The sequence below is a fragment of the Paenibacillus sp. 22594 genome (assembly GCF_052044425.1).
GTDB lineage: Bacteria > Bacillota > Bacilli > Paenibacillales > Paenibacillaceae > Paenibacillus_AQ.
The window spans coordinates 104,544-127,012 of sequence record NZ_JBQENA010000002.1; the positions used below are offsets into that span (position 1 = coordinate 104,544).

17 protein-coding genes, 2 tRNA genes and 1 other annotated feature are annotated in these 22,469 nt (G+C 51.0%); of the genes, 18 read left to right on the forward strand and 1 reads right to left on the reverse strand.

The genetic code is table 11. From position 1 onward, the window contains the following. Positions 1–107: 107 nt before the first annotated feature. The 3 genes from ACTJKB_RS07295 to ACTJKB_RS07305 all read left to right on the forward strand — a co-directional run bounded on the left by ACTJKB_RS07295 (position 108) and on the right by ACTJKB_RS07305 (position 5,319). Positions 108–593: a DivIVA domain-containing protein gene (locus tag ACTJKB_RS07295; RefSeq protein ID WP_074085638.1), complete on the forward strand. Its 486-nt coding sequence runs from the start codon at positions 108–110 to the stop codon at positions 591–593. Between the two features lie 77 nt (positions 594–670). Beyond that, positions 671–948, forward strand: a binding site (T-box leader). A gap of 704 nt (positions 949–1,652) precedes the next feature. Further along, positions 1,653–4,745, forward strand: a complete 3,093-nt coding sequence (gene ileS / locus ACTJKB_RS07300; RefSeq protein ID WP_440832891.1) for an isoleucine--tRNA ligase — start codon at positions 1,653–1,655, stop codon at positions 4,743–4,745. A gap of 160 nt (positions 4,746–4,905) precedes the next feature. Next, the gene (locus ACTJKB_RS07305) at positions 4,906–5,319 is read left to right on the forward strand and encodes a DUF5665 domain-containing protein (RefSeq protein ID WP_440832893.1); all 414 of its coding nucleotides are present in this window, start codon (positions 4,906–4,908) and stop codon (positions 5,317–5,319) included. Between the two features lie 40 nt (positions 5,320–5,359). Here ACTJKB_RS07305 and ACTJKB_RS07310 read toward each other — a convergent pair whose 3' ends face one another. After that, positions 5,360–6,088: a TraR/DksA C4-type zinc finger protein gene (locus ACTJKB_RS07310; RefSeq protein ID WP_440832895.1), complete on the reverse strand. Its 729-nt coding sequence runs from the start codon at positions 6,086–6,088 to the stop codon at positions 5,360–5,362. 243 nt (positions 6,089–6,331) lie between these two features. Here ACTJKB_RS07310 and lspA point away from each other — a divergent pair, with 243 nt between their 5' ends. The 15 genes from lspA to ACTJKB_RS07385 all read left to right on the forward strand — a co-directional run bounded on the left by lspA (position 6,332) and on the right by ACTJKB_RS07385 (position 22,384). Next, positions 6,332–6,835 (forward strand): signal peptidase II, encoded by a 504-nt coding sequence (gene lspA, locus ACTJKB_RS07315; RefSeq protein WP_440833859.1) that lies wholly within the window; start codon positions 6,332–6,334, stop codon positions 6,833–6,835. Continuing rightward, on the forward strand, positions 6,828–7,802 hold the full coding sequence (locus ACTJKB_RS07320; RefSeq protein WP_440832896.1) for an RluA family pseudouridine synthase: 975 nt from the start codon (positions 6,828–6,830) through the stop codon (positions 7,800–7,802). Before lspA ends, ACTJKB_RS07320 begins: the two co-directional genes overlap by 8 nt. Positions 7,803–7,949: 147 nt before the next feature. Beyond that, a complete protein-coding gene (locus ACTJKB_RS07325; protein ID WP_440832898.1) occupies positions 7,950–9,203 on the forward strand; it encodes an LL-diaminopimelate aminotransferase in 1,254 nt (417 codons plus the stop codon). A gap of 560 nt (positions 9,204–9,763) precedes the next feature. Next, entirely contained in the window at positions 9,764–10,174 is a 411-nt protein-coding gene (locus ACTJKB_RS07330; protein WP_440832899.1) for a hypothetical protein, read from the forward strand. Positions 10,175–11,015: 841 nt separating this feature from the next. After that, the gene (pyrR, locus tag ACTJKB_RS07335) at positions 11,016–11,597 is read left to right on the forward strand and encodes a bifunctional pyr operon transcriptional regulator/uracil phosphoribosyltransferase PyrR (RefSeq protein WP_074112284.1); all 582 of its coding nucleotides are present in this window, start codon (positions 11,016–11,018) and stop codon (positions 11,595–11,597) included. A 2-nt stretch (positions 11,598–11,599) separates the two neighbouring features. Continuing rightward, positions 11,600–12,508, forward strand: a complete 909-nt coding sequence (locus tag ACTJKB_RS07340) for an aspartate carbamoyltransferase catalytic subunit (protein WP_440832900.1) — start codon at positions 11,600–11,602, stop codon at positions 12,506–12,508. 103 nt (positions 12,509–12,611) lie between these two features. Beyond that, complete coding sequence (locus ACTJKB_RS07345) at positions 12,612–13,892, forward strand: dihydroorotase (RefSeq protein WP_440833861.1); 1,281 nt, start codon at positions 12,612–12,614, stop codon at positions 13,890–13,892. 137 nt (positions 13,893–14,029) lie between these two features. After that, positions 14,030–15,208, forward strand: coding sequence for a glutamine-hydrolyzing carbamoyl-phosphate synthase small subunit (gene carA, locus ACTJKB_RS07350; protein WP_440832902.1), 1,179 nt, complete (start codon positions 14,030–14,032; stop codon positions 15,206–15,208). A 1-nt stretch (position 15,209) separates the two neighbouring features. Then, positions 15,210–18,431 carry a carbamoyl-phosphate synthase large subunit gene (gene carB, locus ACTJKB_RS07355; RefSeq protein ID WP_440832904.1) on the forward strand — a complete coding sequence of 1,074 codons (3,222 nt, stop codon included), beginning with the start codon at positions 15,210–15,212 and terminating at the stop codon, positions 18,429–18,431. A 237-nt stretch (positions 18,432–18,668) separates the two neighbouring features. Further along, a complete protein-coding gene (gene pyrF, locus ACTJKB_RS07360; RefSeq protein ID WP_440833862.1) occupies positions 18,669–19,385 on the forward strand; it encodes an orotidine-5'-phosphate decarboxylase in 717 nt (238 codons plus the stop codon). Then, entirely contained in the window at positions 19,382–20,023 is a 642-nt protein-coding gene (pyrE, locus tag ACTJKB_RS07365) for an orotate phosphoribosyltransferase (RefSeq protein ID WP_074085628.1), read from the forward strand. The genes pyrF and pyrE overlap by 4 nt, the downstream gene beginning before the upstream one ends. Positions 20,024–20,321: 298 nt before the next feature. Further along, on the forward strand, positions 20,322–21,818 hold the full coding sequence (locus tag ACTJKB_RS07370; RefSeq protein WP_440832906.1) for an extracellular solute-binding protein: 1,497 nt from the start codon (positions 20,322–20,324) through the stop codon (positions 21,816–21,818). A 121-nt stretch (positions 21,819–21,939) separates the two neighbouring features. Beyond that, the gene (locus ACTJKB_RS07375; RefSeq protein ID WP_019909365.1) at positions 21,940–22,104 is read left to right on the forward strand and encodes a hypothetical protein; all 165 of its coding nucleotides are present in this window, start codon (positions 21,940–21,942) and stop codon (positions 22,102–22,104) included. Between the two features lie 83 nt (positions 22,105–22,187). Further along, a tRNA-Met gene (locus ACTJKB_RS07380) sits at positions 22,188–22,264 on the forward strand. A gap of 46 nt (positions 22,265–22,310) precedes the next feature. Then, positions 22,311–22,384 (forward strand) — tRNA-Ile (locus ACTJKB_RS07385). Positions 22,385–22,469 lie beyond the last annotated feature (85 nt).

The following is a 22,469-nucleotide window of genomic DNA, read 5'->3' on the forward strand; positions in this document are numbered from 1 at the left end:
AAGGACGACGAAACCGTTTCCACTTGAATACAGTCTTTCTTCTTTGTCTTCGGACAAATTAAAGTTCAGGGGCACAAGAGGTCCGAAATTTCTAGGAGGTGCACAGCATGCCATTAACACCGCTCGATATACATAACAAGGAATTCTCTCGGAGAATCCGCGGTTATGATGAGGACGAGGTCAACGAATTTCTGGATCAGGTGATCAAGGATTATGAGAGCGTCATCCGTGAGAACAAAGAGCTGCACAATCAGCTGTTGTCCATTCAGGAGCGGCTTGATCATTTTGTGAATATTGAAGAGAGTTTGTCCAAGACCATTCTCGTTGCTCAGGAAGCTGCAGATGATGTGAAGAACAACTCCAAGAAGGAATCACAGCTGATTATCAAGGAAGCTGAGAAAAACGCCGACCGGATTATCAACGAAGCACTGTCCAAATCCCGCAAGGTTGCAATCGAGACAGAAGAACTGCGCAAGCAGGCCTCAATCTACCGTACCCGGTTCCGGACACTGCTCGAAGCTCAGCTGGAGCTGCTGTCCACAGATGACTGGAATGCCCTGGAGAGCCGTGAAGTGAGCGAGAATACGCTCTGAATACCAGACTGTTCTCTTCAAGATTGACATTTTCACTTAAAACGTCTATAACTAGAACATATCTGTAATCTGTTCATATCTATTCGATGACGGGACAAGTACGATAAGGTAACGTTCTCCAGAGAGTCGGCGTTTGCTGTGAGCCGATGTTCATGCCTTGCTCGGAAGATCTTCCCCTAGAAGCTAAGCTGAAGCGTTAACAACGTGTGTAAGCTTAAGCCGTCTGCCGGACGTTATCCCGGACCTGCGTGGCTATCTTTACGCAGAACTGAGATTGTGCTGAATACACTCCCCTTAAGGATGTGCGTGAGGTGCAGAATTAGGGTGGTATCGCGAGCGTCGTCTCGCCCCTTTGGGGCGGGGCGACGCTTTATTTATGTTTACATCCCCCTAAATCCCCCTTCCAAGGGGGACCCCAAGGGCTGGCCGCCCTCTGGACACCCGCAATAAGGGATTATCGAGGAATGATGGACGTCTGCGGAAGGGAAAGGATTTGTTCGGCGGGGGGAGCGGCCCTTCTTAGGCTCCCCATGCGGGGACGCCTGCAGGGCCTTACATGCGACCAGAGCGAAGAGCCAAACAAGCGCGGCGGGCTTCGCCACACGCCGCCAAGGGCTCCCGGCCCAGCGCTGCCCTACGGGTTCGCGGGCCGGAACGCCAAGGGCTCCCGGCCCAGCGCTGCCCTACGGGTTCGCGGGCCGGAACGCCAAGAACTCCCGGCCCAGAGCTGCCCTACGGGTTCGCGGGCCGGAACGCCAAGAACTCCCGGCCCAGAGCTGCCCTACGGGTTCGCAAGCCGGAACGCCAAGGCTCCCGGCCCAGAGCTGCCCTACGGGTTTGCGGGCCGGAACGCCTGAGGTAGAGCGTGCCGCTTGCGGCGACAAGCGGGCACTACCGCCACATTAAATCAAAACCCGCCACCCTCTTGGAGGTAGACAACATTCCAGGTGTCCAGAGGGGGGACCCCTTGGGGCCCTCCCTTGGCTAAGGGAGGGTTTGGGAGGGATCGAAAAGATTCGAAAAGGGTTTAAGACAAAACCACGGAAGGATTGACCTATCATGCAAAAAGTAGATGTCAGAGAAAAAGCACGGGCCAGAGACGTCCGTATCTTGAAGAAATGGAGCGACGAAAATACGTTCCGCAGATCTATGGAGAACCGTGAAGGCCGCCCGAATTATGTATTCTACGAAGGTCCGCCGACGGCAAACGGTGTGCCGCATATCGGGCACGTGCTGGGCCGGGTTATCAAAGACTTTGTCGGCCGCTACCAGACAATGAAAGGCTACCGGGTGGTGCGCAAGGCGGGCTGGGATACTCATGGCCTGCCGGTAGAACTCGGCGTACAGAAGAAGCTGGGCATCTCTGGTAAGCAGGATATTGAAGAATATGGTGTGGAGAAGTTTATCAAGGAATGCAAGGAAAGTGTCTTCGGATACGAGAAGCAGTGGCGCGAGTTCACGGAAGCCATCGGTTACTGGACCGATCTCGACAATCCCTATGTAACCTTGGACAATACGTACATTGAAAGTGTATGGAATATCCTCGCTACGGTTCATGAGAAAGGGCTGCTGTACCGCGGACACCGCGTAAGCCCGTATTGCCCAAGCTGTCAGACGACACTAAGCTCGCATGAAGTGGCACAGGGCTACAAGACAGTCAAGGATCTCAGTGCAACCGCCAAGTTCAAGCTGGAGGGCAGCGGAGATTATGTATTAGCCTGGACGACTACACCTTGGACCCTTCCGGCACACATGGCGCTGGCGATGAATCCGGATATGGAATATGTACGTGCCCAGCAGGAAGACGGCGTGTATATCCTGGCGAAGAATCTTGCGGATGAAGTACTGAAGGGCGATTACATGATCCTGTCCACACACAAGGGAACGGATTTCATCGGACAGAGTTATACACCGCCATTCGGATACATCAAGGCGGAGAAACACAATGTAATCGTAGGAGCCTCTTTTGTTACGGATTCCAGTGGTACCGGGATCGTACACATGGCTCCGGCACATGGGGAAGATGACTATAAGAGCTGCCGCGATAATGGTATCAGCTTCGTGAATGTGGTCGATACATCCGGGAAATATACCGATGTGGTTTCTGATTTTGCCGGACGGTTTGTGAAGGATTGCGATCTGGATATCGTGAAGGTGCTCTCCGAGAAAGGGCTGCTGTACAGCAAAGAGAAATACGAGCACAGCTATCCGTTCTGCTGGCGCTGCGATACTCCACTGCTGTACTATGCAACAGATAGCTGGTTTATCCAAACCACTGCAATCAAGGACCAGCTCATTGCGAACAACAACAGTGTGGATTGGTACCCGGATCATGTGCGTGAAGGCCGATTCGGCAAATTCCTGGAGGAACTGGTCGATTGGAACATCAGCCGTAACCGCTATTGGGGAACTCCACTGAATATCTGGGTCTGCCAGGATACAGGCAAGGAATTTGCGCCGCACAGCATCGCTGAGCTGAGATCGATGGCGATAGGCGAGGTGCCTGAAGATATCGAGCTGCACAAGCCTTACGTAGACAACATCAAGCTGCGCAGCCCGTTCAGCGAAGGCGGAGAGATGGTGCGGACCTCCGAGGTCATCGACGTATGGTTCGACAGCGGCTCGATGCCGTTCGCCCAGAGCCACTATCCTTTTGAGAATGAAGATAAGTTTGAGGACCAGTATCCGGCAGACATGATCTGCGAAGGGATTGACCAGACACGCGGCTGGTTCTACAGCTTGCTCGCCGTGTCGACGTTGTTCAAGGGCAAAGCACCGTACAAAGCAGTTATTGCCCACGGCCACATCTTCGATGAGAATGGTCAAAAAATGTCCAAATCCAAAGGCAATGTCATTGACCCTTGGGAAATCATGAACGAATACGGCACGGATGCATTCCGCTGGGCGATCCTCTCCGACAGTGCGCCATGGAACAACAAACGCTTCTCGCGCGGCTTGGTGGGTGAGACCAAATCCAAAATTGTGGATACGCTGGTCAATACCCATGCATTCCTTACGCTGTATGCCGGCATTGACGGTTACGATCCGGCAGATCACCCGTTCCAAGTGTCGGAGCATAAGCTGGACCGCTGGATTCTCTCCCGCTTGAACAGCCTGATTCTCGTGGTGGACAAAGGCCTGGCCATTAATGATTTTGTCAATACGTCCAGGGCTGTTGAGAATTTTGTGGATGAGCTGAGCAATTGGTATATCCGCCGTTCCCGTGACCGTTTCTGGGGCAGCGGCCTGGGCGAAGAGAAGCTCGAAGCCTACCGCACATTGACGCATGTCCTGTTGACCACAGCTGCCCTGATGGCACCCTTTACACCGATGCTGTCCGAGGATATCTTTACGAACCTGGGTGGCGGCGAAAGCGTACATTTGGTTGACTATCCGGTGGCGGACGAGAGTCTGATCGATCTTGAACTGGAGCAGGATATGGAGAGTGCAAGACAAATCGTTGAACTGGCCCGCAATGTCCGTAATGAGTCGGGCATCAAGACACGTCAGCCGTTGTCCGAACTGATTGTATCCATCGACCGCAGCTTCCATGTAGCCGATTATGAAGAGATCATCAAGGAAGAGATCAACGTAAAAGAGATTGTGGTGGAGCACAGCGACAGCGGATTCGTTGATTTTACATTGAAGCTTAACCTCAAGGTAGCTGGCAAGAAGTACGGTAAAAACGTCGGCTTCCTCCAGGGCTTCCTGAAGGCACTCGACAGTGAGGCTACCCGCAAAACGGTACAGGAGGGTGTCATTGCCATTGTCTCTCCGGAAGGGGAAGAACTGCAGATCACCTCTGAAGAACTGCTTGTAGAGAAGCAGGCTAAACCTGGTTTTGCCTCTGCTTCCGGGTACGGGCTCACTGTAGCGCTGAATACAGAGATCACACCTGAACTGGTGCAGGAAGGCTGGGTGCGTGAGATTGTGCGGGCGGTGCAGGATTACCGTAAACGCCTGGATCTGCCAATCGATAAACGGATCGCATTGACACTCAAGTTAGACGACGAGCTCAAAGCTGCGGCTTTGGCATTTGAACATGTACTTCGTGAGAATGTGCTTGTAACTACGGTTGATTTTGATGGAGAGCAACTTTTTGAGACAGTAGATGCCGGTGGCAAATCGATCGGAATGCACATCGAAGTCTAAAGCCCTGCATGACCTGTCCCCAACTGGCATATACTAGCGGCAAAGGAAAAGGTTCTAGGGGTTAGCAGCAAAATGACGAGCCCGGTAAGGAGAGTCTGCTCTCTTTTGACCGGGCTCGTTTGTGTGGACCCTTTAGTGACGCTAGGGAGGAGTCAATGCCATGGAGGGTCGGGAAGGGGACAAGCACCGGTTCGGGAAAACCGGAAGAATCTCCATCAGAACATCAGGGGCTGGCAGAAGTTCGAACGGCATCAAGGAGAATCCGTATGACATTCCGCAGGAAGAAAAGCTGAATGCCGTCTACCGGCTGACAACGGGATTGGTCCAGCAAATGGAGAAAGCGAGGATTGCCGAGTACACGCAGCTCCTGAATTCACCCTGGCGTCTGATTTGGCTGAATGTATTGTCGGGAACAGCGCGGGGACTGGGGATCGCGCTGGGTTTTACCTTTTTTGCCGCGACCATTATTTACGTGCTTCAGGTTCTTGGAGCACTTAATCTGCCGATCATCGGCGACTACATTGCAGATATCGTGCGGATCGTACAGCATCAGCTGGAGCTGAAGACTTTCTAAGGGAGATCATACAGGAAAATAGTAAAGAGTAGCCCGCGGGCTACTCCCTTTCCTTTTTGGCCTGAGGATCAAGCAGGTAGCTTCCTTCTTCACTGTCCATATAATGGCGGTAGCTTGATCCCTTAATGACCATCGTATGGTTTCCGGCAATGTCGGTGGCGATAAAGTTTTCCCAAGGCTCTACAAAGCCCTCAGTTTCATCAGCTTCAATCTCCATATCATTATAAGAGGAAATATCATTGCCTTCGGCCATGGCGGGTGAATTGGAACTGCCCCAGCTCTCCACAATCTGCCAGGCATCTTCACCGTCGAATCCGTTCTGCTCATGTTCATCCAGACTGGTGCGCCCGAACGGCGGGGATAGAAACTCCTCTTCTGCAGGCCTCGTAAAGGGCGAGCTTTGGCGGGGATTATGCTCTTTACAGAAGCGGGTAAGCGGTACGGCATTCAAACGTTCAAGGGGAATCGCTTCACCGCAGACTGCACAGATTCCATATGTTCCTTTATCCATGGCAGCCAGGGCGGCGGCGATGTCATCAAGTTCATGCTCATCACGCTCCAGCAGTGAAATATCCATGGACCGGTGATACAACTCCGTAGCGGCATCGCCTGGATGGTTGTCGATCTCGGTCAGGTCTCCCGTCATGTCACGCATGGAGTCCTGCAGCCCGTAATGCGCATTATTTTTTAGTCTATGCTCGATATCTTCCCGCTGCTGAATGACCGCAGCCCGCAGCTTTGAGAGCTGTTCTGCTGGCAGATGGCTCATGGGTGTTAGCTCCTTTCGTGTCGCTTCCTTAGCATCGTACATTTCCAAACGGTTTCGGATGCTTCTTGGATAGGTTGACCGGAGAGCCGGTTTTTTAGCGATGGCAAATCCTCCCCGGTTTGGAGAGAGTGGCTATGTCCTTGCAATAGACGGCTTCTTGAGGCCTGTGCTACAATATACAAGTCTTTATACAGTATTCGTACCGCTTTCAGCGGGAAAAATAAGAACGGAGTGACAACTTCTGTGGTGTACTATCTGATAGCGCTAATCGTATTTTTGGTGGACCAGGGTACCAAGTATTTAATTGCTACCCGGCTGGAGCTCGCGGAGCAGATCCCGGTAATCAAGGATTTTTTCATCATTACCTCCCACCGCAATCAAGGAGCGGCTTTTGGTATTCTTCAGGGACAGCAATGGTTCTTTTTTCTGATTACCGTTATAGTGGTTGCCGGAATCGTCTGGTATTTGAACAAGGCCAGAGCGACCCGGAAGCTGCTGCCCACTGCACTGGCCCTAGTGCTTGGCGGAGCCGTAGGCAATTTTTTGGACCGGCTGCTGAACGGAGAGGTTGTTGACTTCCTGATGTTCAATTTCGGCAGCTACACCTTTCCAATCTTTAACGTAGCCGACTCGTGCATTGTTGTCGGTGTGGCGCTGATTATTCTGGATACGCTGCGTGATATGAAGAGCGGAGATGAAATCACCGAAGTGAAGGAAACCAAGGAAGTTAAGGAAGGGAATGAATGATTTGAATAAGGACGTCAATGAGCAGGCGGCAACCGGCGCCTTCGAAGAAGATAAGGACGTCACCGAATGGATTGTTGCCGGAGCAAATGCCCGGGAACGGATTGATAAATATATTACGGAGTCCTGGGAAGAAGAGGTTTCCCGCTCACAGGTGCAGCTCTGGATCAGCGGCGGACATGTAACCGTTAACGGTGCCCCGGTCAAAGCGAATTACAAGCTGACCGAAGGTGATGTGGTTGGGGTTACTGTACCTGAAGCAGAGGTTACGGATCTGATTGCTGAAGATATTCCGCTTGAAGTGGTGTATGAAGACGGCGATGTTATCGTAGTGAACAAACCGCGCGGAATGGTGGTCCATCCGGCAGTGGGTCATCCCTCCGGGACCCTGGTCAATGCGCTGATGTACCACTGCAAGGATCTGTCAGGCATTAACGGCGAGATTCGTCCAGGAATTGTACATCGTATTGACAAGGACACCTCCGGACTGATTATGGCGGCCAAAAATGATGCCAGTCACGCCTCGCTCGCAGCCCAGCTTAAGGAGCATAGTGTAACCCGCCGCTACATAGCTGTAGTGCACGGCAATCTGTCTCATGACAAGGGTACGGTTGATGCCCCCATAGGCCGTGATCCGCATGACCGCAAGCTCTATATTGTAACGGAGAAGAACAGCAAACGTTCCGTGACTCATTTTACCGTGCTGGAGCGTTTTGGTGATTATACTCTACTGGAGCTACAGCTGGAGACTGGCCGTACGCATCAGATTCGTGTGCATATGAAGTTTATTGGTCATCCTCTGGTCGGAGATCCAATTTATGGACGCAGCAAAGGAACAACCATGAACGGACAAGCCTTGCATGCCGCTGTTCTGGGATTTGTGCATCCTTCTACTGGTGAATATATGGAATACAGTGCGCCGATTCCGGCGGATATGGAAGAAGTGCTATTTACTCTGCGCAGCAGATAAGTACAAATCAAGTGAATATAAATCCATGGTTTTGAAGGCGGATTTGCGTCATATTTAATTCATGGGAACAAGCAGAAACGGTTTCACTGTCCTTACAGGGAGCCAATGCTTATATTTAATAATTAGCCAGGAGATGAGACGAAGATTATGAGTATTGAACAATATCAGGATACCTTCATTCAGACTAATTTTGCAGACCGCATCGGCGGCGCGAACTATGGCAAAGATACAGCCATCTACAAATTCGAGAAAATCAAACGCGCTAAAGCATCGGCGAAACAGGATTTTCCGAACATTGAGCTGATTGATATGGGTGTCGGTGAACCGGACGAAATGGCGGATGAAGGCATTGTCGCCAAACTCGCTGCAGAAGCAGCCAAAGAAGAAAACCGCGGATATTCGGACAACGGCATTCCTGAGTTCAAGGCCGCCGCAGCAGCTTACCTTAAGGAAGTTTTCCGTGTGGACGGCATTGATCCTGTAACCGAGGTTGTCCACTCCATTGGTTCGAAGCCGGCGCTGGCGATGCTGCCGTCCTGCTTCATTAACCCAGGTGATATTACGATTATGACGGTTCCGGGCTATCCGGTGCTGGGTACCCACACCAAATATCTGGGTGGACAAGTATTCACGGTGGAGCTCAAGAAGGAAAACCATTTCCTGCCGGACCTGAACTCCATTCCGGAGGATGTTGCCCGCAAGGCGAAGCTGTTATACCTGAACTATCCTAATAATCCAACGGGCGCTAGTGCGACTCCTGAATTCTTCAGCGAGGTTGTAGCCTGGGCAAAGAAGTATGATGTGGTTGTAATCCACGATGCTCCTTATTCTGCTTTGACCTATGACGGTAAGAAGCCGCTCAGCTTCTTGTCTGTACCTGGTGCTAAGGATGTCGGTGTAGAACTTCACTCCCTGTCCAAGTCCTACAACATGACAGGCTGGAGAATCGGGTTCGTAGCTGGTAATCCGCTGGTAGTCAAAGCGTTCAGTGATGTGAAGGACAACAATGACTCCGGTCAATTCATTGCTATTCAAAAAGCAGCAGCCTATGGTCTGGCTCATCCAGAGATTACTGAAGCGATAGCCGCCAAGTATTCCCGCCGCCATAACATGCTGGTAGACGCGCTGAATAGCCTGGGCTTCTCCGCAGAGAAACCCAAAGGATCTTTTTTCCTTTATGTGGCTGCTCCAAAAGGGATCAAAGGCGGACGCCGCTTTGAATCCGGCGAAGACTTCTCGCAGTTCCTGATCCGCGAGAAACTGATCTCCACTGTGCCTTGGGATGATGCAGGCCCATTCGTGCGCTTCTCTGTAACCTTCGTCGCCAAAGGCGAAGAAGAAGAGAAACGTGTCATTTCCGAAATTCAAAGACGTCTTAGCGACGTTGAATTCGAATTTTAATTGATTTGGTTCCTGAAAAGCTGCCGCGGAGAAATCTGCGGCGGCTTTTTTTTATGGATAAACTAAACTAACAAGTGGAGAGTCATCCCACATAAAAAGGAGAACGTCAGCACATCCGGATTAAAGAGGCATATGATGAACATTTCTGGACGACGATCTTTAGATTTGGCTGGCTTTGACTATATGGGTATGGCCGTTTTTAGCTTCCTTAGAACAATAAAAAAACAGTGTTTTAGTCGTTGGACCAAACACTGTTTTTTCATTTCATGTTGTATGTTTTCCAATTATGGGGAACTGAACTCGTAAATAGGCTATGAAAAATATGTTAAAATGGATAATTATTGAATGATAAATCATACTGTTGTCCAGGGGAATGGTCCAACTTCAGGCCGGACAGACCTGCATTTGGTAGGCTTTCCAATAGAGGCCGATGGTTTGACGCGCGCGACTGAGCAGATCACCGATCTCTTCAAACGTATGTCCTTCAAAAGGAAACCAACTCTAAACTTCGACTCACGCTTTATTGATTCTAGGTTAACAAAAAAAGGGAGGGTTATTACATGAAAAAACTTTTTTTCGTTACGTTAATTAGCTTATTATTTCTGATCGCTTGTTCTTCTCAACAAAAGTATTCTTCCGCAAATGAAGCCATAAAGTCCCTAGAAAAGAACATTACACAAATTAAATCACCTGGAGACAAGAATCTTGATGGTATTCAACCTGTTAGCTATAAACTGAATAACGAGGAAATCATAAGGGTTTACGATTTTGGGTCGGAGGAAAAACAAGAAATTGGAAAAAAGTTCTTTGAAGAGAGCATTCAGCTTCTCAGTTCCCACGCACCAATTGTTTATCAATCTGGAAAGTATTTAGTTCTTTATTACAGCCATGTTGATTCAAAAACTCGAACACCCAAGCTAAACGAAACAAAGTACGGAGAGAAAATAGAAAAAGCGCTCAAAAGTATATAGCAATCTGTAGACCCTAATTGTTTCTCCAGGAATCGTGTCTCCCTTGATAAGGTGGTGATGGATAATGAGATTTCGCAACAACAGTAAGATGTTTCGAATAATAATTACACTTCTTTATCCCTTTACAATATTTTGGTTACTATGCTTAAGAGGCACACTAGATTCCTGGTTAATTCCTATAATTGTAACGATTCTTTTTTGCTTGCTCTGGGATAACTTGCGCCAATTAATTACATCAACAATATTAATGTGGGTTATAGCAGTACCTCTGTGGTGGTTACTTATTGAGCGCACAAAAGAAGGACAGGCTGCTATAATGTTCAGTAATTCATTGCCGTTTATAATACTAGCATTTATATTTATTGTTCTGATACCCGAGATTTTATTAGTTAGTATTAAAAATTCCTTTTTAAATAAATTTCTGTAGGAGCGGAGCGTCCGCCTTTAGGTTTGGATTTTAACCGCAGACAGCGGAACAAATTTAAAAAATCCAAACCTAACAGCGGCCGGAAGTCCAAACATTCCCCGCAGTTGCGGCCGTCACATAACAAACTGTGTTTTTTAGTTCCTCCTCCTATTTGACACCCGCCGCAACATCTGTCATAATTTCTGTAGTTGAATATGCGCCTTTAATTCAGTCCCGTGAGGCTGGCAAGGTAACGTGAATCGAGGTTCGCGACATGTAGAGAGGAATCCGTATGTGTACGGAGGGTCTTTATATACGCGCGGACACGCCATCTTTTTGAATCTGCGGATTTCACTCCTTGCCTGCTTCGGGCAAGGAGTTTTTTGTTATCCGCGGAACTTGAACAGGCGATCAAGCAGGAGGATGGCAGGGATGATGGTTACTGAGAAAAATGTGATTATGGACGAAACGGCAATCCGCCGGGCGCTGTCACGCATTGCCCATGAGATTTTGGAGAAGAACAAGGGTATTGAAAATTGCCTGCTGGTGGGAATCCGTACCCGCGGAGTGTTTCTGGCGCAGCGGATTGCGGAACGTATTAAGGAGATTGAAGGGATCGAGATTCCTTACGGCGAGCTGGACATCACGCATTACCGCGATGACCGCGAGAGCGGCGGAGACAACCGCGAAGCCATGGACCGTACGGTGGTGAACAGCAATCTGACTTTCCCAGCCGGGTCAAGCAGCATCCATGACAAGAAAGTGATTTTGTTCGATGATGTCCTGTACACAGGCCGTACAATACGTGCTGCCATGGACGCACTGATGGATTGCGGACGGCCACGGATGATCCAACTGGCAGTGCTTGCAGACCGCGGACACCGTGAGCTTCCGATCCGGCCGGACTATATCGGCAAAAACGTACCTACCTCCAAACATGAGCAAATCGAAGTGGCGCTGACCGAGTTCGATGGCAAGGATGAAGTTTACATTATTTCCAACCGGGAGGAACGATAACAATGATGACCGCAACCAAGGTGAAGGAACGCAGTCTGCTGGGGATTAAAGAGCTGGACCGGACAGAGATTATGCAGCTTTTGAACAGAACAGCGTACTGGGACAATCAAGCCGAGAAGCTGACACCGGTGCTGAGGTCGCATTTTGTAGCCAACATGTTTTTTGAGAACAGCACGCGGACCCGGTTTTCCTTCGAAATGGCTGAGAAACGCCTGGGCGTTCAAGTTCTTAACTTTACGGCTGCGGCTTCCAGTGTAGAAAAAGGCGAATCAATCTACGACACCGTACGCACGCTGGAATCAATGGGTATAGACGCCGGAGTAGTGCGTTTGAAGCCCGCAGGGGTGCTGCAGCAGCTGGCAGAAAAGGTGTCGGTCCCGCTGATCAATGCGGGGGATGGCAATAACGAGCATCCGACACAGGCACTGCTGGATATGTACACCATGAGCAAGAATTTTGGAGAGTTAAAGGGCCTTAAAGTCTCGATTATCGGGGATATTATGCATAGCCGGGTGGCCCGCTCGAACCTCTGGGGATTGACGAAGATGGGCGCCAAGGTGCAGTTTTGTGCACCGGATAACATGAAGGCTCCCGAGCTTGCGGAGTTCGCGCCTTATGTAAGCATGGAAGAAGCACTGAAAGCAGATGTGGTCATGATGCTGCGTGTACAGCTGGAACGCCATGCTTCGGGTATCGTGCTATCGGCGGAAGAATACCGGAAACAGTTCGGACTTACGGAAGAGCGCGCTGCGAAGCTGGACAAGAGTACCATCATTATGCACCCTGCACCGGTGAACCGGAATGTCGAAATTGACGATGCCGTCGTGGAGAGCGACAAATCGCGGATTTTCCCTCAGATGGCGAATGGCGTGCCTGTGCGCATGGCAGTAATGGAAAGAGCAATCCTCTAAAAAACCTAACATAATCTCATTAATAAATATACACAAAGATGAATTTTTATTATATAATAACTACAGAGCTCGGGGCCGATCGCCTGCGGGTAGAAGGAGAATCATAACCGTGATCATCAAGAACGCCAGTGTACTGAATGAGGAAGGCGTGCTAGAGCGCAAACATATCGTAGTACAGGATGGAATCATCTCAGCGATCAAGAACGGCAACGAGGCCGTGGACGAAGCCGGGGAAATCATAGAAGCGGAAGGCAAGCTGCTGATTCCGGGGCTGATCGATATGCATGTGCATCTGCGGGAGCCGGGTTTTGAGCATAAGGAAACTATTGAGTCGGGGGCACGTTCGGCTGCCAAAGGCGGTTTTACCACCATTGCCTGTATGCCGAATACCCGTCCTGTAACGGATAGTGCTGAAGTTGTGAAATTCGTGAAGGATAAAGCGGATGAAGCCGGACTGGTGAAGGTGCTTCCTTATGCAGCGATTACGAAAAATGAGCTTGGGCGCGAACTGACTGATTTTGCCGCCTTGAAAGAGGCTGGGGCGATTGGGTTCACGGATGACGGTGTAGGCGTTCAGAACGCCCAGATGATGAAGGATGCGATGAAAATCGCGGCAGGGCTGGATATGCCGGTAATTGCCCACTGTGAGGATAATTCGCTGGTGGAAGGCTGCGCGGTAGCTGAAGGCACTTTTGCCGATAAGCACGGTTTGAAAGGAATTCCGAATGAGTCGGAGGCCATTCATGTCGGACGTGATATTCTGCTCGCTGAAGCAACAGGAGTACACTACCATGTCTGCCATGTCAGTACAGAACAATCTGTCCGGCTCATCCGCCAGGCCAAAGAAATTGGCATAAAGGTAACTGCAGAGGTATGTCCGCATCATCTGCTGCTCTCGGAAGAGGATATTCCGGGCATGGATGCCAATTGGAAAATGAACCCGCCGCTGCGCTCGCGCCGTGATGTGGAAGCCTGCATCGCCGGTCTGCTGGATGGCACGCTGGACATCATCGTCACCGACCATGCGCCGCACAGCGAAGAAGAAAAGGCTAAAGGCATGCAGCTTGCGCCTTTCGGCATCGTCGGGTTTGAGACAGCGTTCCCGCTGCTTTATACGGCTTTTGTAGCCACCGGCAAATGGGACCTGTCGCTTCTGGTACAGCGTATGACGGCTGATCCGGCCCGGGTATTCCGGCTGAATACAGGCAGTCTGACGGTGGGCTTGCCAGCGGATTTGACACTGATTGATCTAACGGAAGAAAAAGAAGTGAATCCCGCTTCATTTGCCAGCAAAGGGCGCAATACTCCTTTTGCCGGATGGAAGCTTAAAGGCTGGCCGGTTAAGACATGGGTAAACGGCACAGCCGTATGGACTGAAGAATAACGGACGGACTGGTAGAGCGAAGCGGCCGGCTGTATGGGGTTAGGCCTTAACATACGGCGGCATTTTCGCGCGCTTGCTCCGGAAATCCAGGCAAGATACAAGAACCAGACTATAGAAACAAGAAGGAGTGGAAGGAAATGCAGGCGAGATTGCTGCTTCAGGACGGAACGCTGTTCACAGGTACCGCATTTGGCGCGGAAGGTGAAAAGACGGGCGAGGTTGTTTTTAACACAGGGATTACAGGTTATCAGGAGGTGCTGTCAGACCCTTCCTACTGCGGCCAGATCGTGACCATGACTTATCCGCTGATCGGAAACTACGGCATTACCCGCGATGATTTTGAATCTGTGCGTCCATTCGTGCACGGCTTTGTCGTGCGCCGCCATGAGACGGTTCCCAGCAACTGGCGCGCCGAGTATAGCGTAGACGACTTGCTGAAGGAATATGGCATTCCCGGAATCAGCGAGATCGATACCCGGATGCTCACCCGCATAATCCGCCACCATGGCACCATGAAGGCTATCCTTACCACCTCCAATAAGCGTGTGGAAGAGCTAATGGAAATGATGGGCGACACCACTATTGAAGAACTGCGCAACCAGGTGGCACGCACTTCCACCACTAAGACCTACAGCAGCCCAGGCAACAAGGAGCGGATTGTGCTTGTTGACTACGGTGCGAAGACCGGTATTCTGCGCGAGCTGAACAGCCGCGGCTGTGATGTAGTTGTAGTGCCGCATGATGCAACCGCCGATGAGATTCGCAGACTGAACCCGGACGGTATTCAGCTGTCCAACGGCCCTGGGGATCCCAAGGATGTGCCTTACGCCGTAAAAACGATCTCTGAGCTGCTTGGCGAATATCCGATCTTCGGGATCTGCCTGGGACATCAATTATTCGCACTGGCCTGCGGCGCAGATACGGAGAAGCTTAAATTCGGCCACCGCGGAGGCAACCATCCCGTAAAAGAACTCGAAAGCGGACGCTGCTTCATCACCTCCCAGAACCATGGCTACACGGTGAACGAGGAGTCAGTGCTGAAAACCGAGCTTGAAGTGACTCACATCAACAATAATGATAAGACCGTCGAAGGACTGAGACATACCCGCTACCCCGCATTTTCGGTGCAGTATCATCCGGAAGCGGCGCCGGGACCGCATGACAGCAGCTATTTGTTCGACCGTTTCCTGCAGATGATTGCCGATCACAAGGCTAAGACACCGGCAGGCTCGCGCCAGGCGCAGCTTGCAGCCAATGCCAGAATCACGGCACCGAACATTACACCGCAGCTTGAAGCCGTGAAAGGAGCTCTATAACATGCCAAAGAACGATAAGCTTAAAAAGATTCTCGTGATCGGCTCCGGCCCGATCGTCATCGGCCAGGCCGCCGAGTTCGACTATGCCGGAACCCAGGCCTGTCAGGCCCTCAAAGAAGAAGGCGTAGAGGTTGTGCTGATCAACAGCAACCCGGCCACGATCATGACAGACACCAATATGGCTGACAAGGTATATATCGAGCCGATTACTCTTGAATTCGTTACCGCAATTATCCGCCAAGAGCGTCCGGACGGACTGCTGCCTACGCTTGGCGGACAGACCGGCCTGAATATGGCTGTAGAACTGGCACGCGCTGGCGTGCTGGAAACGGAGAACGTGAAGCTGCTGGGTACACAGCTCGAATCCATCGAGAAGGCGGAAGACCGCGACTTGTTCCGTGAACTGATGCGCGAGCTGGAGCAGCCGGTACCGGAAAGCTCCATTATTACCAGTGTGGACGAAGCCATGGACTTTGCAGCAGGCATCGGCTATCCGCTGATCGTTCGTCCAGCCTATACGCTGGGAGGAACTGGCGGCGGAATTTGTGACAACGAGGAAGAACTGCGCGAGACCGTAAAGGCAGGGATCCGCTATAGTCCGATCGGCCAATGCCTGGTGGAGAAGAGCATCGCCGGAATGAAGGAAGTAGAGTACGAGGTGATGCGCGACGCGAACGACAACTGCATCGTGGTGTGCAACATGGAGAACTTTGATCCGGTTGGCGTGCATACAGGCGACAGTATCGTCGTAGCGCCAAGCCAGACCTTGTCCGACCGTGAGTACCAGATGCTGCGCAGCGCTTCGCTAAAGATCATCCGTGCGCTGAACATCGAAGGCGGATGCAACGTGCAGTTCGCGCTCGATCCGCAGAGCTACCAGTATTACGTGATTGAAGTGAACCCGCGTGTCAGCCGTTCCTCGGCGCTGGCGTCCAAAGCGACTGGTTATCCGATCGCCAAAATGGCAGCCAAAATCGCCTTAGGCTACACGCTCGATGAAATTGTCAATCCGGTTACCGGCCAGACCTATGCCTGCTTCGAGCCAACACTCGACTACATCGTGAGCAAAATCCCACGCTGGCCGTTTGATAAGTTCATCTATGCCAACCGCAAACTGGGTACACAGATGAAGGCAACCGGTGAGGTGATGGCGATTGGCCGTACGTTTGAAGAGTCGATTCACAAGGCAATCCGTTCCCTGGAAATCGGTGTGCACCGTTTCCACCTGCCGGGTGCTGAGCTACTGGAGGACAGCGTGCTTCGCACAAGGCTCGCCAAACCGGATGATGAGCGTTTGTTCCTGATCGCTGAGGCCTTCCGCCGCGGTTATGGTTTGCAGGAGATTCAGGACATCACAAGTGTGGATTGGTGGTTCCTCTCCAAGATCGAGGGTCTCGTGAACTTTGAAGATGAGATCCGCAGCGAAGAAACGCTGTCACCGGAAACACTGTATCAAGCCAAGCGTAAAGGCTTCACGGACCGGGCCATTGCCGAGATCCGGGCGGAAGGACGTTCCGGTCTTGAACAGACCAAAGAGTCCGAAGTCCGCGTGATGCGTATTCAGCAAGGACTGGTTCCGGTATTCAAAATGGTTGATACCTGCGCTGCCGAATTTGAAGCCTCAACGCCATACTACTACTCGACTTACGAAACAGAAAATGAGGTTATTCATTCCGATAAGCAGAAGGTCATTGTGCTTGGTTCCGGTCCAATCCGGATCGGCCAGGGTATCGAATTCGATTACTCTACGGTGCATGCGGTATGGGCAATTCAAAAAGCCGGCTATGAAGCTGTAATTATCAATAACAATCCAGAAACAGTATCTACGGATTTCAATACCTCGGACCGGCTGTATTTTGAGCCATTATTCTTTGAGGATGTTATGAACGTTATTGCACAGGAAAATCCAATCGGCGTTATTGTCCAGTTCGGTGGACAGACCGCGATCAACCTGGCAGCACCGCTGGCTGCGGCGGGTGTGAATATTCTGGGTACCAGCCTGGAGAGCATCGATGAAGCCGAGAACCGCAAAAAATTTGAAGCGCTGCTGGCGCGTCTGGATATCGCCCAACCGAAGGGCAAGACCGTTATCAACATTGATGAGGCTGTCGAAACTGCTCAATCGCTCGGTTATCCGGTCCTGGTTCGTCCTTCCTATGTGCTGGGCGGCCGTGCAATGGAGATTGTCTACAACGATACAGAGCTGCTGAGCTATATGGTTGAAGCGGTGAAGGTCAACCCGGAGCATCCGGTGCTAATCGACCGTTACATGCTCGGCAAAGAGGTTGAGGTAGATGCCATCTGCGACGGTGACACGGTAGTAATTCCGGGCATTATGGAGCATGTAGAGCGCGCAGGCGTTCACTCCGGCGACTCCATCGCCGTCTATCCGCCGCAGTATCTGGATGAAGGCCTGAAGCAGAAGATTGCGGAGATTACCATTAAGATCGCCAAAGAGCTGAAGACCATCGGGCTGGTAAACATCCAGTTCGTTATCTATCAAAATGAAGTGTACGTCATCGAGGTTAACCCGCGCTCCTCGCGTACGGTTCCTTTCCTCAGCAAGGTGACCGGCATTCCGATGGCCCATCTGGCTACCAAAATCATCCTCGGCGGCAAGCTGAAAGAGGACGGTTATACAGAAGGCCTATGGCCGGAGAGCGACTATGTTTCGGTAAAAGTACCCGTGTTCTCTTTTGCCAAACTGCGCAGAGTAGAGCCTACGCTCGGTCCAGAAATGAAATCAACCGGAGAGGTTATGGGCCGCGACAAGCTGTACGCCAAAGCTCTTTATAAAGGGCTGATCGGAGCGGGCATGAAAATTCCGGCAACCGGAGCCATCATCGTTACGGTAGCGGACAAAGACAAGGCAGAAGCGGTTGAACTGATGAAGGGCTTCCACGCCATGGGCTACAAAATCATTGCCACAGGCGGCACAGCGCTTGCGCTTGAACAAGCGGGCCTGAACGTGATGAATGTCAACAAGCTGGATGAAGGAGAGCCGACCATCCTCGATTTGATCCGCGGCGGTCAAGCCAACTTCGTCTTCAATACCCTGACCAAGGGCAAAACGCCGGAGCGCGACGGCTTCCGCATCCGCCGTGAAGCGGTAGAGAATGGTGTTGTATGTATGACATCGCTTGATACGGTAACGGCGCTCCTGAGAATGCTCGAGACGATCAACTTCTCGTCGCAGTCGATGCCTGCTTTTGTCGGACAATAATCTATGAATGAACAAGGCAGCCTTTCGGGCGGGCCACAGGGACGGTTTGCGTTAGCGCAGACCGTTCCGCTGCGCCCGGGGATAAATCCTAGTAAAGTGGAGGCTGCTGCTGAGATTAATTAGCCCAAGGGCAAGGAGCGATAGACGATGACCAAAGGAGAGGATATGAAAGTGGATCAGACGGTTACACAGCAGCACAGGCATGAGAATATCGGACAAGTGGAGAAGCGGGAGGAAATGGCGGGCCGCCTCATGGTTGCCCTCGATTATCCGGATGTCGCGCAAGCGAAACTTTTGATCGAGAAGCTGGAAGGCATTCCATGCTATTTGAAGGTGGGCATGCAGCTGTTTTATGCGGCGGGTCCGGACTTCATCAGAGAGCTGAAGGCACGTGGCTATTCCGTATTCCTGGATGTCAAAATGCATGATATCCCGAATACGGTCCGTGGCGGAGCAGAGAGCTTAACCATGCTGGGGGTGGATATGTTCAACGTGCACGCAGCCGGGGGGACGGCAATGATGGCTGCTGCGCTGGAAGGCGCGGCCAAGGCGGCCAGCCTGCATCCATCGCTGCATATTCCACTTATTATCGCAGTAACACAGCTTACGAGCACCAGCCAGGAGATCATGAACACTGAGATTGGCATCTCAGGTGCGGTAACGGATACCGTTGTGCGCTATGCCAAGCTTGCAGCAGAAGCAGGCTTGCACGGCGTGGTGGCCTCACCGCAGGAAGCAGCGGTAATCGCCGCTGCCTGCGGACCAGAGTTCCGCACAGTAACGCCGGGAATTCGTCCTGCAGGGTCATCCATGGATGACCAGTCCCGTGTGATGACACCAGGACAAGCAATCCTTCAGGGAAGCCACTTCCTGGTAGTCGGACGCCCGATTACGGCTTCGGCAGACCCGCGTCAGGCCGCACTTAACATTATTGAGGAGATGAGCCAAGCATGAGCCCATTATTGAATAAAAGTGAACAAGTTGCCCGTTACCTGCTGAAGATCGGCGCGGTGGCGCTGCGTCCGCAGGACCCTTTTACCTGGACCTCCGGTATTAAATCACCCATCTATTGTGACAATCGTCTGACGCTGTCCTTCCCTGAAGTCAGGGGTTACATCGCCGATGCCTTTGTAGAAACGATTGCCAGCACTTATCCGGATGCCGAAGTGATTGCAGGTACGGCTACCGCTGGCATTCCACATGCTGCCTGGGTAGCAGACAAGCTTAACCTGCCGATGGCTTATATCCGTGACAAGGCCAAAGGGCACGGCAAGCAGAACCAGATCGAAGGGCTGATCACCCCGGGTCAAAAAGTCATCGTGATCGAGGACCTGATCTCCACCGGCGGCAGCTCCATCAAGGCGGCTCAGGCCGTTCAGGAAGCGGGAGGTATACCGCTGGTTGTACTGGCCATTTTTAGCTATGAGCTGGATCGTGCTACCGAAGCGTTCGCTGCAGCGGGTGTGCCACTGCAGACCCTGTCCAACTACACCACCCTGATTGATGTGGCTCTGGCCCAGGGAACCATTGCAGACACGGATGTGGAGCTGCTGCAATCGTGGCGCAAGGATCCGGCGTCGTTTGGCGTGTAAGATCTGAAATCATAAAGAGCTCTCTTCAAGTCCTCACCTGACGGTGAGGATTTTTTTGGAAATATAAGAATTTATATGTTTCACGCTGTAAATTATCCTTATATTTTTGGAGAAACGAATGCCGCCTCTTTCAGAGGACGGCGAAGCCGTTTCTTTTTACATCCTATGAAGAAATCGTAGTGCATCTTTAAACTGCCTGTAACTTTCCCGCCCGCGTAACTCTATATAATGCTAATTATAGGAAAGGTTCACTTCCGTTAAGGGAGAGAACGAATTTCGCCCAGGAGGGGATTTACACATGAATAGTAAGGGAATCAGTATGGCAGCCAAACGCTCGCTGTTACTTGGCATCTGTACGGCACTGGCGCTGCCGCTGATATCTGCAGGAGGGATTACCGCCGCCGAGGGTTCCAAGGTCTCTGAAGGGCAGCGGGTGCTGCGTATCGGAAACTTATGGAGCTGGGGGGATGACAATTATTTCCGCCAGCAGTTTACCGATCTCTATGAACTGACGCATCCTGAAGTGAAGCTGGAGATTGTCCCGGCCATTGATACAGAGAAGCTCCGCTTCAGCACCTCAAATCCTTTGACAAGTCCGGATAATCTGGACGATATGCGGGCTATCATGGGCGGTGCTAAACCTGTGGATGTGGTTATCGGCGATAATACGCTGCTTAAGAGAATGGTCGATCACAATTTGGTGGACCCACTGCAGCCTCTGATTGATCGTGACCATTACGACCTTAGTAATGTGGCCCCCACTGTACTGGACGGTATACGGGAGCTCGGCAAAGGGGAACTGTATGCCTTGACGCCTACATTTTCTTCAACTGCACTTTATTACAACAAAAAGATATTCGATGCTGCCGGAGTGCCCTACCCTGAAAACGGAATGACCTGGGAGAAAGCGTTCTCGGTCGCGGCAAAGGTTACCAAAGTGTCCAAACAGGACAAAGGTCGTGTCTATGGTTTAGCTTTTAACCGCTATTCGAGTGATCCTTTCTGGGATATGCAGAGCTACCTTTCTCCGCTTCAGCTAGCAATGTATGATAATAAAGGCGGGAAAATGACCGTGAACACTCCTGCTTGGAGTAAGGCTTGGACCGACTACAGCAGTCTAATGAAGAAACAGATCATTCCGGGATTAAATGAGATTAATTACTTGGAAGAGGTTGTTCCTTTAGCTGGTGACCTGTTTCTGACAGGCAAAACTGCCATGGCAGTTGGGGAATACAATTATATCAACGAACTTATGTTAGCCAACAGGAATGCATCCCTCATTAAAAATTTCAAGCCTGTAGATTGGGGCATCGTTTCAGTACCTACTTTTGCAGAAAAGCCAGGGGTAGCGATGGGAACCACACTTGGCAGCTTGATGGCGATCAATAGCCTCGCACAGAATAAAGAGGATGCCTGGGATCTGATCCAATTCGTCAACAGCAATGAGGTTGCCAAAATCAAAGCCCATAACCGTTACGAGTTAACCGCACGCAAAGATTATAATGGATTCCCGGAAAAGGCGCTGGATCTTACCCCATTCTACATCCAGAAGCCTCTACCGGCGAGTGACCCGGTCATGGACAGTCTGAAGGCGCGTCTTCCTGGAATAACCCAGATTAATGATGCCGGGCAGATACTATTCACAGAGGTGTATCGAGGCAAACGAACGGTTGCCAGTGCACTTCAAGCTTGGGAGAAACAGGGTAATTTCATGTTGAAGGCACTGCAGAAAGAACCTGATAAGTATTTTGATCTTCAGAATGGCTGGCCTGATAAAAGTGTTACGAAAAAATAAAACGTATCCAAAAATTACACAGCCGCCGCCGGAAACCGGCGGCTTATTTTTTGGGATATGGGCATGATATCTTTAGAAACAAAAGAGACCTTAATTTTGCGGAGAAGGAGCAGAAGGCATCATGAATTGGATATACTTCGCGAAGCTGTTCAGGACAAGATTTCAAGCCGGATGTCTGGCCAAAAGGCTCGAACAGGACGGCTGGATTTATGGCTATCATGACCCGCGTTTTGTGGAAATATACCGTTCACGCAAGGGCCGTTATGGGGTTCGTTTTCTTCCTTGAGCTCATTAACCAAAATCATCCTTGACTTTTGACCCGGATATGATGTATATTATCTATTGTCGCTGTTTGAATATGTTTACTGACGCGGGGTGGAGCAGCCCGGTAGCTCGTCGGGCTCATAACCCGAAGGCCGCAGGTTCAAATCCTGCCCCCGCAACCAATTTTATTTTCTCAGACAGCCATTGTATATACGGAATCCTAGATCCGGGCCCTTAGCTCAGTTGGTTAGAGCGGTCGGCTCATAACCGATTGGTCACAGGTTCGAGTCCTGTAGGGCCCACTTCTTAAAACCCCTTGCCTAGCAAGGGGTTTTTGCTATGTTGGGGTTTCAAACAATTAGAAAAGGTCTTCTTGGAATTGTCGGG

Bases quoted from the DNA above. Each gene is read 5' to 3' on its own strand.
- ileS (WP_440832891.1), top strand. From the start codon at position 1,653: ATGCAAAAAGTAGATGTCAGAGAAAAAGCACGGGCCAGAGACGTCCGT.
- carB (WP_440832904.1), top strand. From the start codon at position 15,210: ATGCCAAAGAACGATAAGCTTAAAAAGATTCTCGTGATCGGCTCCGGC.
- carA (WP_440832902.1), top strand. From the start codon at position 14,030: ATGCAGGCGAGATTGCTGCTTCAGGACGGAACGCTGTTCACAGGTACC.
- ACTJKB_RS07340 (WP_440832900.1), top strand. From the start codon at position 11,600: ATGATGACCGCAACCAAGGTGAAGGAACGCAGTCTGCTGGGGATTAAA.
- ACTJKB_RS07310 (WP_440832895.1), bottom strand. From the start codon at position 6,088: ATGAGCCATCTGCCAGCAGAACAGCTCTCAAAGCTGCGGGCTGCGGTC.
- pyrE (WP_074085628.1), top strand. From the start codon at position 19,382: ATGAGCCCATTATTGAATAAAAGTGAACAAGTTGCCCGTTACCTGCTG.
- ACTJKB_RS07295 (WP_074085638.1), top strand. From the start codon at position 108: ATGCCATTAACACCGCTCGATATACATAACAAGGAATTCTCTCGGAGA.
- pyrF (WP_440833862.1), top strand. From the start codon at position 18,669: ATGGCGGGCCGCCTCATGGTTGCCCTCGATTATCCGGATGTCGCGCAA.
- ACTJKB_RS07320 (WP_440832896.1), top strand. From the start codon at position 6,828: ATGAATGATTTGAATAAGGACGTCAATGAGCAGGCGGCAACCGGCGCC.
- ACTJKB_RS07325 (WP_440832898.1), top strand. From the start codon at position 7,950: ATGAGTATTGAACAATATCAGGATACCTTCATTCAGACTAATTTTGCA.
- ACTJKB_RS07370 (WP_440832906.1), top strand. From the start codon at position 20,322: ATGAATAGTAAGGGAATCAGTATGGCAGCCAAACGCTCGCTGTTACTT.
- pyrR (WP_074112284.1), top strand. From the start codon at position 11,016: ATGGTTACTGAGAAAAATGTGATTATGGACGAAACGGCAATCCGCCGG.
- ACTJKB_RS07375 (WP_019909365.1), top strand. From the start codon at position 21,940: ATGAATTGGATATACTTCGCGAAGCTGTTCAGGACAAGATTTCAAGCC.
- ACTJKB_RS07330 (WP_440832899.1), top strand. From the start codon at position 9,764: ATGAAAAAACTTTTTTTCGTTACGTTAATTAGCTTATTATTTCTGATC.
- ACTJKB_RS07305 (WP_440832893.1), top strand. From the start codon at position 4,906: ATGGAGGGTCGGGAAGGGGACAAGCACCGGTTCGGGAAAACCGGAAGA.